Source organism: Streptomyces sp. NPDC041135 (assembly GCF_055592085.1).
Map to the genome: position 1 here is coordinate 37,200 of NZ_JBVIYZ010000003.1, position 16,427 is coordinate 53,626.

At 72.4% G+C, this 16,427-nt stretch carries 13 protein-coding genes; 2 read left to right on the top strand and 11 right to left on the bottom strand.

Going from position 1 to position 16,427, the window contains the following annotated elements:
• Positions 1-169: 169 nt before the first annotated feature.
• The 6 genes from ACZ6CZ_RS08530 to ACZ6CZ_RS08555 all read right to left on the bottom strand — a co-directional run bounded on the left by ACZ6CZ_RS08530 (position 170) and on the right by ACZ6CZ_RS08555 (position 5,956).
• Entirely contained in the window at positions 170-256 is an 87-nt protein-coding gene (locus ACZ6CZ_RS08530) for a putative leader peptide (protein ID WP_313960178.1), read from the bottom strand.
• A 77-nt stretch (positions 257-333) separates the two neighbouring features.
• Positions 334-2,058 carry an FAD-dependent monooxygenase gene (locus tag ACZ6CZ_RS08535; RefSeq protein WP_469016680.1) on the bottom strand — a complete coding sequence of 575 codons (1,725 nt, stop codon included), beginning with the start codon at positions 2,056-2,058 and terminating at the stop codon, positions 334-336.
• Positions 2,059-2,346: 288 nt separating this feature from the next.
• Positions 2,347-3,255, bottom strand: coding sequence for an amino acid ABC transporter permease (locus tag ACZ6CZ_RS08540; protein ID WP_469016682.1), 909 nt, complete (start codon positions 3,253-3,255; stop codon positions 2,347-2,349).
• Entirely contained in the window at positions 3,252-3,920 is a 669-nt protein-coding gene (locus ACZ6CZ_RS08545; protein WP_469017870.1) for an amino acid ABC transporter permease, read from the bottom strand. The genes ACZ6CZ_RS08540 and ACZ6CZ_RS08545 overlap by 4 nt, the downstream gene beginning before the upstream one ends.
• Positions 3,921-4,143: 223 nt before the next feature.
• Positions 4,144-4,983 (bottom strand): glutamate ABC transporter substrate-binding protein, encoded by an 840-nt coding sequence (locus tag ACZ6CZ_RS08550; protein ID WP_469016685.1) that lies wholly within the window; start codon positions 4,981-4,983, stop codon positions 4,144-4,146.
• Between the two features lie 196 nt (positions 4,984-5,179).
• Positions 5,180-5,956, bottom strand: coding sequence for an amino acid ABC transporter ATP-binding protein (locus ACZ6CZ_RS08555; protein ID WP_469016687.1), 777 nt, complete (start codon positions 5,954-5,956; stop codon positions 5,180-5,182).
• A 310-nt stretch (positions 5,957-6,266) separates the two neighbouring features.
• Here ACZ6CZ_RS08555 and ACZ6CZ_RS08560 point away from each other — a divergent pair, with 310 nt between their 5' ends.
• Both ACZ6CZ_RS08560 and ACZ6CZ_RS08565 read left to right on the top strand, forming a co-directional pair.
• Entirely contained in the window at positions 6,267-6,953 is a 687-nt protein-coding gene (locus ACZ6CZ_RS08560) for a response regulator transcription factor (RefSeq protein WP_469016689.1), read from the top strand.
• Between the two features lie 9 nt (positions 6,954-6,962).
• Positions 6,963-8,360, top strand: a complete 1,398-nt coding sequence (locus ACZ6CZ_RS08565) for a sensor histidine kinase (protein WP_469016692.1) — start codon at positions 6,963-6,965, stop codon at positions 8,358-8,360.
• A 12-nt stretch (positions 8,361-8,372) separates the two neighbouring features.
• Here ACZ6CZ_RS08565 and ACZ6CZ_RS08570 read toward each other — a convergent pair whose 3' ends face one another.
• From ACZ6CZ_RS08570 to ACZ6CZ_RS08590, 5 genes are all read right to left on the bottom strand, one after another.
• Positions 8,373-9,371 (bottom strand): TAXI family TRAP transporter solute-binding subunit, encoded by a 999-nt coding sequence (locus tag ACZ6CZ_RS08570; protein WP_469016694.1) that lies wholly within the window; start codon positions 9,369-9,371, stop codon positions 8,373-8,375.
• A gap of 191 nt (positions 9,372-9,562) precedes the next feature.
• A complete protein-coding gene (locus tag ACZ6CZ_RS08575; protein WP_469016697.1) occupies positions 9,563-10,663 on the bottom strand; it encodes a lytic polysaccharide monooxygenase in 1,101 nt (366 codons plus the stop codon).
• A gap of 119 nt (positions 10,664-10,782) precedes the next feature.
• Positions 10,783-13,005, bottom strand: coding sequence for a glycoside hydrolase family 3 N-terminal domain-containing protein (locus tag ACZ6CZ_RS08580; protein ID WP_469016699.1), 2,223 nt, complete (start codon positions 13,003-13,005; stop codon positions 10,783-10,785).
• A 200-nt stretch (positions 13,006-13,205) separates the two neighbouring features.
• Positions 13,206-14,342: a glycoside hydrolase family 12 protein gene (locus ACZ6CZ_RS08585; protein WP_469016702.1), complete on the bottom strand. Its 1,137-nt coding sequence runs from the start codon at positions 14,340-14,342 to the stop codon at positions 13,206-13,208.
• Positions 14,343-15,373: 1,031 nt separating this feature from the next.
• A complete protein-coding gene (locus tag ACZ6CZ_RS08590; RefSeq protein WP_469016704.1) occupies positions 15,374-16,396 on the bottom strand; it encodes a LacI family DNA-binding transcriptional regulator in 1,023 nt (340 codons plus the stop codon).
• Positions 16,397-16,427: the final 31 nt, after the last annotated feature.

Here is a 16,427-nt window from a genome sequence, read left to right on the forward strand (position 1 = left end):
CGCCGAGGGGGCGCGCGGCGGCGCCCGCAGTGAGCCGGAGAAGAGCCGGAGGGAAACCGGAGGACCGGAACCGTACGGAGCCGGAACGGGCCCGGGCCGGGACCCGGAGAGAACCGGGGAGCCGGGGCCGGAAGAAACCGGAGGGCCGGAAGCGGAACCGGAAGCGGATTCAGCAGGACGGGCGACACACGCAGCCCGCATAGCGGACGAGGTCCATATGGACCCTCCGCCACAGGCGCACACAGGTGTCGGTCACGTTCCGGAGTACAGCATGCCGGTGCAGACCGGTCAACTCACCGTCACTATGTGGACGGAGGGTGACCGGAGCCGCGGTCAACGCGCGCCGGAGCCCGCCTGCGCCTCCTCCTGCGCAGCCTCCTGCGCCTCCTCGTGCACCGCGACGCCACCCACCGCCGCCTCGGCCGCCGAGTACAGGTCGGCCGGGCGGACACCGCCGAGCGCGGTGACGAGGTGGCCGTCGGGGCGCACGAGCAGCACGCTGTGCGCCGGCGCGCCCGGGTAGCTCTCGGCGACCAGCAGTTCGGCGGGGTGCGGCAGGGCGGTCACCGCGGCCGCGAGCCGGGGCATGATCCCGGCGGACATCCAGTGCTTGCGCTCCCACACGCCCGTGCCCGGCGCGATCAGCACGACCAGCAGCGCGTCGCGGCCGAGCCGGTCCCGCAGCCGTACGAAGCTGCCGTCCTCCGCCGTGACCCGTACGTCGGCGACCGGTGCCCCGGGCCGCGTGCCCACCTCGATCTCCGCCTCCGAGGGCTCGGGCGCCAGGGGTGAACCGGCGTACACGCCCGGCGCGCCCAGCGGGCCGCGCCCCAGGTGGCCGTCCGTGAGCAGGGCGTCGTGGCCCCGGGCCGTGCCGGGGACGTAGCTGCGCAGTCCGCCACCGGCGCGCAGCACCGGCAGCGCCTGGTCGGCGGCGCGCAGCCGGGCGGCGATCACCGCGCGCCGTTCGGCCTGGTAGCTGTCCAGCAGGGTGTCGCGGGGGCCGTGGTGCCAGGCCACGGCCAGCTTCCAGGCCAGGTTGTCGGCGTCCCTGAGCCCCTCGTCCAGGCCCTGGGTGCCGAACGCGCCGAGCAGGTGGGCCGCGTCCCCGGCGAGGAAGACCCGGCCGACGCGCCACCGGCGGGCCAGTCGGTGGTGCACGGTGTGGACACCGGTGTCGAGGAGGTCGTACGGAGGTGTGGAGCCGCCGTTCCAGCCCGCGAGGGTCTCGCGGATGCGGGTCACCAGCAGGTCGGGGGTGACCAGGTCCTTGCCCGGCGGCAGCAGCCAGTCCAGGCGCCACACGCCGTCCGGGAGGGGCCGGGCGGTCACCTCCCCGGCCGAGGGCCCCGACGTCCGCCACGGCGGCATCCGGTGCAGCAACGCCCGTCCGGGCCAGGGAAGTTCCGTCCGCAGCGCGGCCACGGCGTGCCGCTCCACCGCCGTACGGCCGGGGAAGCGGATGTCCTGGAGCTTGCGCACGGTCGAGCGGGGGCCGTCGCAGCCGACCAGGTAACTGCCGCGCCACCAGGTGCCCTTGGGGCCGCGCGTGTGAGCGCTGACGCCGGAGCGCTCCTGCTCGACGGCGTCCAGGCGGCTGTCCACGGCCACCTGGACCAGCGGTTCGTCCGCGACGGCGGCACGCAGCGCACCGGTCAGCACATGCTGGGCCAGGTGCAGCGGTGCGGACATCCCGGTGGCATCGGTGCCCGGAGAGTCGGTGGTCCCGGCGATGGCGGTGCCGCCTCCGGTTCCCTCGGGTCCGCCGGCTTCCTCGGCCCCTTGGCCACCGTCGGCGAAACTGATCTCACGCATCACCTGTCTGCGCCTGAGCGACCGCCATCCGGCCCAGTGCGCGCCCTGTTCGCCGAGCGCCGTGCCGGTCAGCCGCTCCAGCAGAGCGGTGGTGTCCTCGCGCAGGACGACCGTGCGTGCCGGACGCGGCTCGTCCTTGCCCGGGCCCTCGTCGAGGACCACGGACGGCACCTCCTGACGCGCCAGTGCCAGGGCGAGCGTCAGGCCGACGGGCCCCGCTCCGACGATGATCACCGGGTCCACGACGCGGCACCCCCTGCCCGCGGTGATGCGCCGGCGGACGTGGGTGAACAGAAAGGTGGAGCGGGGTGCACGATCACACAACGTATGCAACCCATTGGCGGTGTTTGCGTCAAGCGACCGGGGCCGTGGCGATCATGCCACCTGAACGGGGGAGGCAGTGGCCGCCCGACCACTGCCTCCGCACCCGCACCCGGTGCCCGCGGACCACGGGTCGCCGGCCGCCGCTCGTGCCGCCGGCCCGCGGACCGTGCCGCCGGCCGTCGGAGCGTGCCGTCGGCCCCGGCGGCGTCAGACCGTACCGCCGGCCCCGGTGCCGAAGGTGCCGCCGACCTCCGCGGCGTTGAGTTCCTGCACGTCCTCGGCGCCGAGCACCGCTCCCGTGCCGCGCTTGCTGCGCCGCAGCCTGGCCTCCAGCCAGGAGGCGAAGGAGGTGAGGGCGAAGTTCAGGACGATGTAGATGAGCGCCACCACGATGAAACTGGGGATGACGTTGGCGTAGTTGGCCGCTGCCGTGCTGCGGGCGTTCAGCAGCTCGGGGAACTGCAGCATCACGCCGCCCAGCGCGGTGTCCTTCACGATGACCACGAGCTGGCCGACGATGGCGGGCAGCATCACGGTGACGGCCTGCGGCAGCAGGATGCTCGCCATGGTCTGGCCCTTGCGCATGCCGATCGCGTACGCCGCCTCCATCTGCCCCCGGGGCAGGGCCAGGATGCCCGCACGCACCACCTCGGCCAGGACCGAGGCGTTGTAGAGCACCAGGGCGGTGACGACCGCGTAGAGCGGCCGTTCGTCGCTGGGGATATCCGTGGAGCGGACGTAGAACTCGTTGGCGAACAGCATCAGGAGCAGGACCGGGATGGCCCGGAAGAACTCCACCACCGCACCGGCCGGGACGCGCACCCAGCGGTGGTCGGACAGCCGGGCGATGCCGAACACCGCACCCAGCGGGAGGGCTATGACCATGGCGAGCGCCGCGGCCTTCAGGGTGTTGCCGAGGCCCGGCAGCAGATAGGTCGTCCAGGCCTGCCCGGTGGTGAACGGCTCCCACAGGGCCCACTTCAGCTGGCCCTTGTCGTCCATCGCCCGCCATATCCACCACAGCAGGAGGGCGAGGAGGACGACGAAGACGGCCGAGAGGAGCGCGTTGCGCCGTCTGGCGCGGGGGCCGGGGGTGTCGTACAGGACGGAACTCATCGCTTCACCGCCAGGCGCTTGCTGAGCCAGCCGAGGAACAGGCCGGTGGGCAGGGTCAGGACGACGAACCCGAAGGCGAAGACCGCGCCGATGGCCAGCGTTTGGGCCTCGTTCTCGATCATCGTCTTCATCAGGGCCGCGGCCTCGGCCACGCCGATGGCCGCCGCGACCGTGGTGTTCTTGGTCAGGGCGATCAGGACGTTGGCCAGCGGGCCGATGACCGTCCGGAAGGCCTGCGGCAGCACGATCAGCCGCAGGGTCTGACTGAAGCTCAGCCCGATCGCGCGGGCGGCCTCGGCCTGCCCGAGCGGCACCGTGTTGATGCCGGAGCGGATCGCCTCGCAGACGAAGGCGGCCGTGTAGGCCGCCAGCCCCAGCACCGCCAGGCGGAAGCCCTGGAGGTCGAAGTCGTCGGAAGCGCCCATCGTCACCCCGAAGATGTCGGCGAGGCCGAGCGAGGCGAAGATGATGATGACCGTGAGGGGGATGTTGCGGACGATGTTGACGTACGCGGTCCCGAAGCCGCGCATCAGGGGCACGGGGCTGACCCGCATGGCGGCCAGCAGGGTGCCCCAGACCAGGGAGCCGACGGCGGACAGGACGGTCAGTTCCACCGTCGTCCAGAACGCCCCTAGGACGTCGTAGCCTTCAAGAAAGTCGAACACGATCTCCCGCGCTTCCGGGTGTGTGGCGTACGTGGAGGGCATGGCGCGCCACCGCCCGGGAAGCGGTGGGCGGTGGCGCGCCCGTGGAAGCCTGCGTTACCTGCCGGATTCCTGCGTCGGCTGAGGCCTTCGGCCGGGCCCTTCAGCCGGGCCCTTGGGCCGCGCCCTTCGTCCGGGCCGGGCCCGGCCGGCCCGGTGCGGGCGGAAGGCCGTGGGTGCCGCCCTACTGGACCAGCTGACCGATCTTCGGCGCGGGCTCGTTCTTGTAGTTCGCCGGGCCGAAGTTGGCGTCCACGGCCTTCTGCCAGGAGCCGTCGGAGACCATCTTCTCCAGCGCCTTGTTGATCTTGTCGACGGTCGCGCTGTCGCCCTTCTTCACGCCCACGCCGTAGTTCTCGTTGCTCAGCTTCAGACCGGCGAGCTTGAACTGGCCCTTGTACTTGTCCTGCGCGGCGAAGCCCGCGAGGATCGAGTCGTCGGTGGTCACCGCGTCCACGGCGCCGCTCTGCAGGCCGGCGATGCACTCCGAGTAGCCGCTGTACTGGCGCAGGTTGGCCTTCGGGGCGATCGTCTTCTGGATGTTCTGCGCCGAGGTGGAACCGGTCACGGAACACAGCTTCTTGCCGTTGAGGTCCGTGCCCTTGACGATGTCCGAGTCCTTCTTCACCAGCAGGTCCTGGTGGGCGAGCAGGTAGGGGCCGGCGAAGTCGACCTTCTGCTTGCGCTCGTCGTTGATGGAGTAGGTGGCGGCGATGAACTTGACGTCGCCGCGGGCCAGCGCGTTCTCGCGGTCGGCGCTCTTCGTCTCCACCCACTGGATCTGGTCCGGCTGGTAGCCGAGCTGCTTGGCGACGTAGGTGGCGACGTCCACGTCGAAGCCGGAGAAGGAGCCGTCCGGCTCCTTCAGACCCAGGCCGGGCTGGTCGAACTTGATGCCGACCTTGATCTGCTTCCCGCCGCCCGAACCACCGCCCGAGTCGTTGTCGTCGCCGCCGCATGCCGTGGCGGAGAGAGCGAGGGCGAGCACGGCGGCCGAGGCGGCGGTGACCTTGCGGAGCTGCATGGTGAACATCCTTCGTCTGATGAGGAGGAGGGGGCCGGCCGGGCGGGCGGCCGGGGCGGCCCTCCTGGACCGGCCGGCCACGGCGGACCGAGGGGCCCTGGCGGACCGGGAGGCCGCGGTCGACCGGGAGGTCGAGGTGGACCGACCGGTCAGGGCGGTCCGCCCGGACCGGGCGGCCGGGGCGGGGGACTGGCGGTCAGTGGTGCAGGATCTTCGACAGGAAGTCCTTGGCCCGGTCACTGCGCGGGTTGCTGAAGAACTGGTCGGGCGTGGCCTCTTCGACGATCCGGCCGTCCGCCATGAAGACCACCCGGTTCGCGGCCGACCGGGCGAAGCCCATCTCGTGGGTGACGACGATCATCGTCATGCCGTCCCGGGCGAGCTGCTGCATGACCTCCAGCACCTCGTTGATCATCTCGGGGTCGAGCGCCGAGGTCGGCTCGTCGAAGAGCATGACCTTGGGGCCCATCGCCAGCGCCCGCGCGATGGCGACACGCTGCTGCTGGCCGCCGGAGAGCTGCGCCGGGTACTTGTCGGCCTGGCTGCCCACACCGACCCGGTCCAGCAGGGCCCGGGCCTTCTCCTCGGCCTGCTTCTTGTCGGCCCGGCGGACCTTGACCTGGCCGAGCATCACGTTCTCGAGCACCGTCTTGTGCGCGAAGAGGTTGAAGGACTGGAAGACCATCCCGACGTCGGCCCGCAGCCGGGCCAGTTCCCTGCCCTCCTGGGGCAGCGGCCTGCCGTCGATCGCGATCGTGCCCGAGTCGATGGTCTCCAGGCGGTTGATGGTGCGGCACAGGGTCGACTTGCCGGACCCGGAGGGCCCGATGACGACGACGACCTCGCCGCGGGCGATCGTCAGGTCGATGTCCTGGAGTACGTGCAACGCGCCGAAGTGCTTGTTGACGCTCCTCAGGACGACCAGTTCGCCGGACGCGGCCACGTCTTCCTTGGCCACCGATACTTCGGTCATCGCTCTCAGGCTCCGTCCTCCTCGGTTTCGACGGACAGTAGTGAGGGCGAGTGACCAGCGTCATTACATCTGAGGGGAATCTGAGCATCACGATCCGATAGCAATCGGACACGTGTCGTAGGGACGCGTCCGTGTGTGCGTATCGGCCGGGTAACGGAAGCGCCGGGCAACCGGAACCCCCTTGACGCCGTCCTTGTTCATCGGCGTGACTGCATGGTGCACACGCGCGTACGACCAGTGAAGCGCGTACGGCCACTGAACCGCGTAGAACCTTGAACCGCGTACGACCACTGAACCGGAGGGGGCCGGGATGAGACTGCTGCTCGTCGAGGACGACAACCACGTCGCGGCCGCCCTGTCCGCGGTCCTCGCCCGGCACGGCTTCGACGTCACCCACGCCCGCAGCGGCGAGGAGGCGTTGCGGGCACTCGTCCCCGAGGGCGACGGCTTCGGCGTGGTCCTGCTCGACCTCGGCCTGCCCGACCAGGACGGCTACGAGGTCTGCGGCAAGATCCGCAAGCGGACCAGCACACCGGTGATCATGGTCACCGCCCGCTCCGACGTCCGCTCCCGCATCCACGGGTTGAACCTCGGGGCCGACGACTACGTGGTCAAGCCCTACGACACCGGGGAACTGCTCGCCCGCATCCACGCCGTCAGCCGGCGCACCGCGCACGAGGACGCGGCCCCCGGCCAGGACAGCGCGCTGCGCCTGGGGCCGGTGCGCATCGAACTGCCCACCCGGCAGGTCAGTGTGGACGGCTCGGTGGTCCAGCTGACCCGCAAGGAGTTCGACCTGCTCGCCCTGCTCGCCCAGCGGCCGGGAGTGGTCTTCCGGCGCGAGCAGATCATCAGCGAGGTCTGGCGCACCAGCTGGGAGGGCACCGGACGCACCCTGGAGGTGCACGTCGCCTCCCTGCGCGCCAAGCTGCGGATGCCCGCGCTGATCGAGACCGTGCGCGGCGTCGGTTACCGGCTCGTCGCCCCGGCCGCGTAGCGGGGACGGGTGCGCACACGTCTGCTGCCGCTGCTCATCGTCCTGATGGCGGCCGTGCTCCTCGCCCTCGGCTTCCCGCTCGCGGTCAGCGTGGCCGCCGCCCAGCAGCAGCGGGTCGTCGTCGACCGGATCGACGACACCGCGCGCTTCGCGGCGCTCGCCCAGTTCGTCACGGACGGCCCCAGCGGCTCCCGCCGCACGGTCGTCGACGAGCGCCGGGAGGCCCTGCGGCGCGAACTGGCCAGCTACTGGGAGGTCTACGGCATCCGCGCCGGCGTCTTCTACCGCAACGACTCGGTGATGGCGGGCGCGCCGGCCGCCTGGACCCTGCCGAAGACCGGCGAGGTGCGCGACGCCTTCGCGGAGGCGCTGCTCAGCCGGCGCTCCCACGACCCCGAGCAGGTCTGGCCCTGGGAGCGCAGCCGCCTGGTCGTCGCCTCGCCGGTGATCCGGGACGGGGACGTCGTCGCGGTGGTGGTCACCGACTCGCCCACCGGCGGGATGCGCTCGCGCACCCTGCGCGGCTGGCTGTTCATCGGGGCCGGCGAGGTCGCCGCGATGCTGCTCGCCGTCGCCGCCGCGCTGCGGCTGACCGGCTGGGTGCTCAAGCCGGTGCGGGTGCTGGACGCCACCACGCACGACATCGCCACCGGGCGGCTGAAGTCCCGGGTCGCGGCGGCCGGCGGTCCCCCGGAACTCCGACGGCTGGCCCGGTCGTTCAACGAGATGGCCGACAACGTCGAGGACGTGCTGGAGCAGCAGCGCGCCTTCGTCGCGGACGCCTCCCACCAGCTGCGCAACCCGCTGTCGGCGCTGCTGCTGCGGATCGAGCTGCTGGCCCTGGAACTGCCGGAGGACAACGAGGAGATCGCCTCGGTCCGCACCGAGGGCAAGCGCCTCACGCAGGTCCTCGACGACCTGCTCGACCTGGCGCTGGCCGAGCACGCCCAGGCGGACGTGCGGCTGACCGACGTCGGCCGGCTCGCCGGGGAACGTGTGGCCGCCTGGGCGCCGGCCGCCCGGGCCCAGGGCGTCCGGCTGACCGGCGACTGTCCGGCCACCACGGGCTGGGCCGACCCGATCACTCTGTCCAGCGCACTGGACGCGGTGATCGACAACGCGGTGAAGTTCACCCCGGAGGGCGGCAGCGTGGAGGTCGCCGTGGCCGCCCACGGCGACACCGCGACGGTCGTGGTCACCGACACCGGGCCCGGCCTCACCGACGAGGAACTCGCGCGCGTGGGCGACCGGTTCTGGCGCAGCGGCCGCCACCAGAACGTCAAGGGCTCGGGGCTGGGCCTGTCCATCACGCGGGCCCTGCTCGCCGCGAGCGGCGGCTCCATCGCCTACGCCCACCACCGGCCCCGGGGCCTGCGGGTGACGGTGTCGGTGCCCCGCACCCGGTAGCGGCACCAGGCTTCAGGGCTTGACCGACCGGTAGTACCGGCGGGCGCCCTCGTGCAGGGTCAGCGGGTCGGTGTAGATGGCGGTGCGCACGTCGACCAGCTGGGCGGAGTGCACGTGCGCGCCGATGTCGTCCCGGCTGTCCAGCACCGTACGGGTCACCCACTCGGTGAGCCGGGGATCCACGTCCGCGCGGGTGATCAGGACGTTCGACACCGCGAGCGTCGGCACGGCGGAGCCCTGCTGGACGGACGGGTAGGCCGACTCGGGCATGTTGGTCGCCCGGTAGTAGCGCGCCGCCCGGCCCTCCTCGTGCAGCTTGGCGACGAGGTCGCCGTCGATCGGTACGAACGTGAAGTCGAAGTGGCGGGCCAGCTCGCCCAGCCCGTTCGTGGGCAGCCCGCCCGACCAGAAGAAGGCGTCGATCGTGCCCCGCTCCAGATGGCCGGGCCCGGTGTCGATGCCGTCGGCCACCGCGGTGATGTCCTTCGCGGGGTCGATCCCGGCCGACCTGAGTACCCGGTTGGCGATCAGCCGCACACCGGAGTTGGGCAGCCCGGTGGCCACGCGCTTGTGCCGCAGGTCCGCCAGGGTGCTGATGCCGGAGCCGCGCGCCACGATCAGCTGGACGTAGTCGTCGTAGAGCCGGGCCACCCCGCGCAGACGGTCGGCGCCGCTGCCGTGGCGCAGCGTGTACGCCTCCACCGCGTCGGCCGCCGCGATGGTGAAGTCGGCCTGCCCGGTCGCCACCCGCCGGACGTTCTCCTGGGACCCGGCGCTGGTGAGCAGCTTCACCCGCAGTCCCGGCATGTCCGAGTCCAGCTCGTGGCGCAGCCGCTGGGCGTAGTCCTGGTAGACGCCCCGGGACGTGCCCGTGCTGAAGGTGATGGTCCCGCTCGGCGGCTCCTCACCCAGGGGCAGCAGCCACCACAGCAGCAGCCCGAAGGCCACGAAGCCGGCCGCCGCGCTCTGCAGCGCCCGGCGCCTGCTGATTCGGGGGAACACCTTGGACATACGGCGATCCTGCCAGGCCGCCCGCGCTCCTGAACAGGCCGGAGGTCGCGTGGGCCGCAGCGCGGACGTCACGTCGGCGGACCGCCTGCCCGGCAGGGGTGTGCACAGCGCGCTGCCGGTGCCCTGGTGACGGGCACCGGCAGCGCGCCGGGGTGGGACGGGTCAGGCCGGGGCAGGAGCGGCTGTGGCGGCTACGAGGTGACGCAGCCGATCGAGCCGACGGGCACGTTGTTGCCGGTGGAGGTGGCGGTGAAGCCGAAGGTCACGCTGCCGTCGGGAGCCACGACACGGTTGTAGTCCACGTTGCGGACGGTGACCGTGCCGTCGGTCGCGGTGGACAGCGAGCCGTTCCACAGGCTGCTGATCTTGGTGCCCGATCCCGGTTTCCAGGCCACGGACCAGCCGTTGAGCGGTGTCGTGCCGTGGTTCATGACCTCGACGGAGCCCTGGAATCCGCCGTTCCACGCGTTGGTCACGGAGTACATGGCCATGCAGGAACCGGTGTGCGGGTCGGTCGGCGTGGGCGTCGGGGTGGGCGTGGGGGTCGGGGTCGGGGTGGGGGTCGGGGTGCTGCCGGAGTTGCGGATGCCGGTCACCTCGCCGTGGCCGCCGTCGAAGACGACGTCGGAGCAGGAGAAGAAGTTCTCCTGGCTGTCCGAGCGGACCCACTGGATGAAGATCAGGGCGTCACCGGAGCGGCCGGAGGGCAGCTTCAGGTCCCAGTAGTAGTGGCCGCCGTCGGTGCCCGGCGAGCCCGTCTGCGGCGGGTTGGTCACGGTCTGGACCAGGTCGAGGTCGCCCCAGCCCAGCGCCGAGCTGGGGGACCAGCCGGGCTTGGTGACGTAGACGCGGAAGTCACCCGGGTGCGCCGCCCAGTTGCTGTACTGCGCCTGGATGGTCGCCCCGCTGGTCAGGTGGGTCCGCGGCCAGTCCGAGCGGGCCGCGTTGTACGCCGAGAAGTCGTACGGCGACCGGTTGCCGGCGCTGCACAGGGTGCCGTCCGGGACATAGCCGGCCCCCCGCCCGCCGGCCTGCGAGTCCAGGACGGCGAACCAGTTGTACAGCGGGGTGGCGCCGCTCTTGGCCACCGCGTCCCGGCAGGCGGGGTTGGTCGGGTCCAGCCCGCCGGTCGCCGTGTGGGAGTCCAGGTAACACAGGTAGGTGCGGGAGCCGGGCAGCATCGCGACCCCGTGGGCCTGTGCGCTGCCCTGCGCGAAGAGGGCCAGGCCGAGCGCCGCCAGCAGCGTCGACAGGACCGCTGCCAGCGAGACGAGTCTGCTGTGCCGAGGCATGGTGTTCTCCTTCCGGTGGATCGGGCGGGAGTGGTGCGGGGCGGTACGAGGTGGTGCCGGGGTGGTGCGGGTCGTGCCGGATGGAGGCGGGTGGAGCCGGGGCGCGCGGCGCAGTGCGGTCAGCTGCCCGCGCAGTGCGGGGCGGGGCTGCCCGCGGAGCCGTTCGCGGTGAAGCCGAAGGAGGTGGTGGCGCCGGGCTGGAGTGCCCCGTTGTAGGCGGCGTTGCGCACGGTGGCCCGGCCCTGGGAGGTGCTGAGCGAGCCGTTCCAGAGGCTGGCGACGGTGGACCCGTTCAGGTCCCAGTCCACCGCCCAGCCCGTCAGCGCGGTGGAGCCGGTGTTCTTCACCGTGACCTCCGCCTGGTAGCCGCCCTGCCAGGACGAGGTGGTGCGGAACTGGGCCGTGCACGCCACCGGCGTCGGCGTCGGCGTGGGGGTAGGGGTGGGAGTGGGGGTGGGGTCCGGGTCCGGGGTGGTGCCGTCGTAGGTCAGTCCGTACCCGTAGGGGAAGAGCGGGCTCTGGCCGTCGCCGTCGTTGATCGGCTCCTGGGAGGCGCTCCGCATCCAGGTCATCGGCAGCTTGCCGGTCGGGGCGTAGGCGCCGAACAGCACGTCGGCGACGCCGGCGCCCTCGGTGCCGGGCAGCCACGCGGCCAGCAGCGCCTTCCAGTCGGGCAGTTGCGCGGCGATGTCCAGCGGACGGCCCGAGACCAGGACCACCACGACCGGCACCCCGCTCGCCTTCAGCCGGGCCAGGGTCGCCAGGTCCTCCTGGTCCAGCCCCATGCCGTTCGGCCGGTCGCCCTTGCCCTCGGCGTACGGCGTCTCGCCCACCACGGCGACGGCGGCGCCGTAACTGGAGTCGATGCCGTTGCCGTAACGGTCGTAGGTGACCCGGGAGGGGTCGGTGACGGCGGCGCGGATGCCCTGCAGGACGGTGGTGCCGTCGGTGACGGCACCGCTGCGCCCCTGCCAGCCCACGGTCCAGCCACCGCTCTGGTTGCCGATGTCGTCGGCGGACTTCCCGGCCACGAACAGCTTGGCCGACGCCGCCAGGGGCAGGACGTGGCCGTCGTTCTTCAGCAGCACCTGGGAGGCGCGTACCGCCTGCCGGGCGAGCGTGCGGTGGGCGGCCGAGCCGACCGCGGACGTGTAGGAGCGGTCGGTGAGCGGCTTCTCGAACAGGCCCAGCTGGAACTTCTTGGTGAGGATGCGCCGGTTGGCGTCGTCGATCCGGGACTGCGGGACGCGGCCCGCGCCGACCTCGCCCCGCAGCAGGGTGAGGAACTTCTTGTAGTCCTGCGGCACCATCACCATGTCGACGCCCGCGTTGACGGCGGTGCTGATCTCGGCGCCGGTGAAGCCGCTCTGCCCGTCGAGCTGGTCGACCGCGGCCCAGTCCGAGACGACGAACCCGGTGAAGCCCAGCTCGCCCTTGAGGACGTCGGTCACCAGGTACTTGTTGGCATGGGACCTGACGCCGTTCCAGCTGCTGTAGGACAGCATCACGGACCCCACGCCCCGGCGCACCGCCTCCTTGAACGGCGGCAGGTGGACCGCCCGCAGCTCGGCCTCGGAGATCTGGGTGTTGCCCTGGTCCACGCCCCCGCTGGTGCCGCCGTCGCCGATGTAGTGCTTGGCGGTGGCGAGCACGGACGCGGGGCCCGCGCCCAGGGTGTCGCCCTGCAGACCGGTGATGAACGTGGTCATGGCGGACGGCAGGTCGGGTGTCTCGCCGTAGGACTCGTAGGTCCGGCCCCAGCGGTCGTTGCGTGCCACGCACAGGCAGGGCGCGAAGTCCCAGTCGATGCCGGTGCCGGACACCTCCTCGGCGACCGCGCGCCCGACGCGCTGCACGAGCGCCGGGTCACGGGTGGCGCCCAGGCCGATGTTGTGCGGGAAGAGGGTGGCCCCGCGGACCGCGTTGTGGCCGTGCACGGCGTCGATCCCGTAGATCATCGGGATGCCGAGCGGCGTGGTGAGCGCGGTGCGCTGCAGGGAGTCGTAGGTGTCGGCCCAGGTCTGGGCGTTGTTGGGGCTGACCGTGGAGTCGCCGCCGGACAGCACCGAGCCGATGCGGTACGTGGCGAGGTCGGACTGCGGTACGAGCGAGTCCTTGTCGATCTGCGTCATCTGGCCGAGCTTGTCGTCCAGGGTCATGCGGGACAGCAGGTCGTCGACGCGGGTGGCCACCGGTAAGGAGGCGTCCTGGTACGGCAGGACGGCCGCCGCGGAGGCGGCCACGGGCTCCGGGGCGGCGACGGCCGGTCCGGTCAGGGCGAGCGTCATGACGCACAGGGCCAGGGCCGTCGCCGGGCGGCGGCGGACGAGCGGGAGGCTCATGCGGGTGGGCCTTTCCGGGAGTGGTCCCAGGAAGCGGGGCCGGGAGCGGTGACGGCACCGGACTGGAACCGGGGCCCGCCCGGTCGGCGTGGAGGAAGCGGGCGGGCCCCGGGATCGAGGGGGTGCGGGGTGCGACCGGTGCGCGCGGCGGCGGCCGCGGCGGCACGGGTCACACACACCGCACCCGGTACGTCACCGCGTCACGCGGTGCTGCAGGCGGTGCCGTTGAGGCTGAAGGCGGAGGGCTTGGCGAAGGTGCCGCCGTAGGTGCCCTGGAACCCGAAGGACGCGTGGCCCCCGGCCGCGATCTGCCCGTTGTAGGCCAGGTTGGTGGCCGTGACCGCTCCCGAGGACGGCGTGACCCCGGCGCTCCAGGCGCTGGTGATCTGCTGACCCGAGGGCAGGGTGAAGGCCAGCTTCCAGCCGTTGACCGGAGTGGAGCCGGTGTTGGTGATGGTCACGTCGGCGGTGAAACCGCCCTGCCAGACGTTGGTCGCGTAGGCCACCTTGCAGGCCCCGGGGGTGCCGGGGTTCCCGGGGTCGCCCGGGTTGGTGCCACCGGTGTTGACCGTGGAGGAGAACGAGGTCACGGCGAGGCCCGCGCCGTTCTGCCAGGGCTCGAAACCGGCCTGCACGCTGGTCAGGTACCAGTTGTTCTGGGCCAGCCCACGGGAGATGGCCTGCCGGGCGAAGTCCATCACGTCGAAGGACCAGCTGGTGATGGCCGACGGGGCGACGAAGGACAGCACGTCGTTGCCGCCGTTGTTGCCGGACCACACCTGCCACTGGCGCCCGCCCACGGTGGCGGTACCGACCTGCGAGCCCACCGGCTGCACGGAACCCACGTGGTTGAACCACACCATGATCTCGGTCCGGTTGACCCCGTCCTTGCGGGGCGTCGGGTCGAGCCAGATGTCGTACGCGGCGTCGTACACCGCGTTGCTCACGTAGCTGTAGGAGATGCTGGTCGGCGCGCTGGAGATGGAGCTGAGCTGGGCCGGCAGGCTGGTACCCGGCGAACAGTTCGTGTAGTGGCAGCCGTTGTAGACGGACGGGTACGACTTGGGGGCGCCGTTCGTCGCGACCGAGCCGTCCGCCTGGGTGATCCGGAATCCCGAGTCGGTGGCGGTGATGCACTGCGTCTCGCTGGTGCCCCAGCGGTTGTTCTGGACCACGTAGCGGCCCTGGATCGTGGTCGAGCCGAACGGTTCGCAGATCGCGGTGTCGGCGTGCGCCGCCGAGGTGGCGGACAACAGTGCCGCCAGCGTGGCGAGCGCGGCGAGCAACGCGCCTAACAGGCCACGCGCTCGGTGGGCATGGAGCTTGGACGGTCGCATGCGGGTCCTCTCGGGGAAGAACGGGGGAGGAGAGGCGGGAGCGCTCCCGTTCCCATGTGATGGGAGCGCTCCCATTTACTGGCTCGCCAGGGACTGTAGGGAGAGGCCCATGTTCCTGACAAGACTGCGGACACGAGCCATGTCGAAGGGATTTCGAAACGCCAGGTCACGGGGGGAGACGAATTCCTGTCCGGGGCGTGATGATCTGGGAGCGCTCCCGGGGGGAGGGGGCGAAAGTGGCTCGTTCGGAGCGTTGGGCGGGGCGCTGGGAGTCTGGGGCGGGGCGGTGCGAGATGGTTGGCTGGGGGGTGCGGGGACCCGTCGCGCCGGGGCGGCTCAGGACCGTCAGATGGGGGAGCGGGGCCGCCGGCTGGAGCGGTGGGGCAGCCGGCCGGGCGGGACGGGTGGGTTCTTCGGTGCGGGGCCGGGTTCGGCACGGCGGGCAGGGCGAGAGAGGGCGTCGGCCCGTCGGCGGGGTGCGTGACGCGTGGCTTGGCGCGGCCCTTGCCGTGGGGCCTGCGGGCGGGAAGCGCGGCCTCCGGCGTCGGCCCAGAGGGCGGGGTGTACGGCGGCTCCAGCGGGGCCGTGGCGTCGGCTCGCGGGCAGGGTGTGCGGCTGCCGGGGTCGGCCTGTGAGCGGGCTTAGCGGCCCCAACCGTCCGCCCGCCAACGGGGTGCGCGGCGCGCGGCTTCGGGTGGTCTGCGGCGGGGAGCGCGGTTCTCGGCGTCGGCCCGCGGGTGGGGTGCGTGGCGTGCGGCTTCGACGCGGGCCGTGGCGTCGGCTCGCGGGCAGGGTGTGCGGCCGCTGTGGGCGGCCTGTGAGCCGGGTCGGCGGTTCGTGGCGTCGGTCTGCGGGCGGGGTCGTGGCCCCGGGCCTCCGTCCGCCGACGGGGTGCGCGGCGCGCGGCTTCGCGTGGCTCCTGCCGTCGGACTGCGGCGGGGAGCGCGGCCTCCGGCGTCGGCCCTGGGGTGGGCATGCGGCCCCCGGCGCCGGCCCGCCGAACGGGTTCCCGGGCCCCGGGTCCGGGCGGGTCACGCGGACTCGCGCAGCACCAGTTCCGTCCGCAGGATCACGTGCCGCCAGGCGACGGCCGGTTCCTCGATCTCCTCCAGGAGCAGCCGGACCATGGTCGTGCCGATCTCCTCCAGCGGCTGGCGGACCGTCGTCAGCCGTGGCTCGGTCTGCTGGGCCAGCGAGAAGTCGTCGAAACCGATCACGGCGACGTCGTCCGGCACCCGGCGCCCCGCCTCGCGCAGCGCCCGCAGGGCACCCGCGGCCGTGGTGTCCGAGGCGGCCAGGACGCCGTCGATCTCCGGGTGCCGTTCGATCAGCTGGGCCATGGCGCGGTGCCCGGTCTCCTCGGTGAAGTCGCCCTCGGCGACCCGGGACCGCCCACCGCCGAGTCCGGCCAGCTCCAGGGCCTCCCGGTAACCGCGCAGCCGGCACTGGGCGACGTACATGTCGAGCGGCCCGGTGATGGTGGCGATCGCCGTGCGGCCCCGGTCCAGCAGGTGGCAGACCGCGCTGCGGGCGCCGCCGACGTTGTCCGCGTCGACGTAGCTGATGTACTCCTCGCCCGAGCGGCGCCCGAGCAGCACGGTCGGCATCCGGGCCTCGGCGAGCATGTCGGGCAGCGGGTCCTTGGCGCGCACCGACATCAGCAGCACCCCGTCGACCCGCCCGCCGCGCGCGAACTCCACGAACCGCCGCCGCTCGGTGTCCGAGCGGGCCAGCGTGAGCAGCAGCTGCATCCCGGTGTCGGCCAGGGCGTCACCGAGCGAGCGGGCGATTTCGGAGAAGAACGGCTCCCCGAACAGCCGCCAGTCCGGCTCCGTCATCACCAGCGCGACCGCGTCGGCCCGCCGGCCGGCCAGCGACCGCGCCGCGAGATTGGGCACGTACCCCAGTTCCTCGATGGCCTGCTGCACGGCACGGCGCGTCGACTCCCGCACGCCGGCAGCGTTGTTGATGACGCGGGAGACCGTGCCCCGCCCCACCCCGGCGTGCGCGGCCACCTCCTCCAGCGTCGGCGTGCCAGGGCGCTGTCTGCCCATGACCAACTCCCCCCACGAGATCACCGATAGT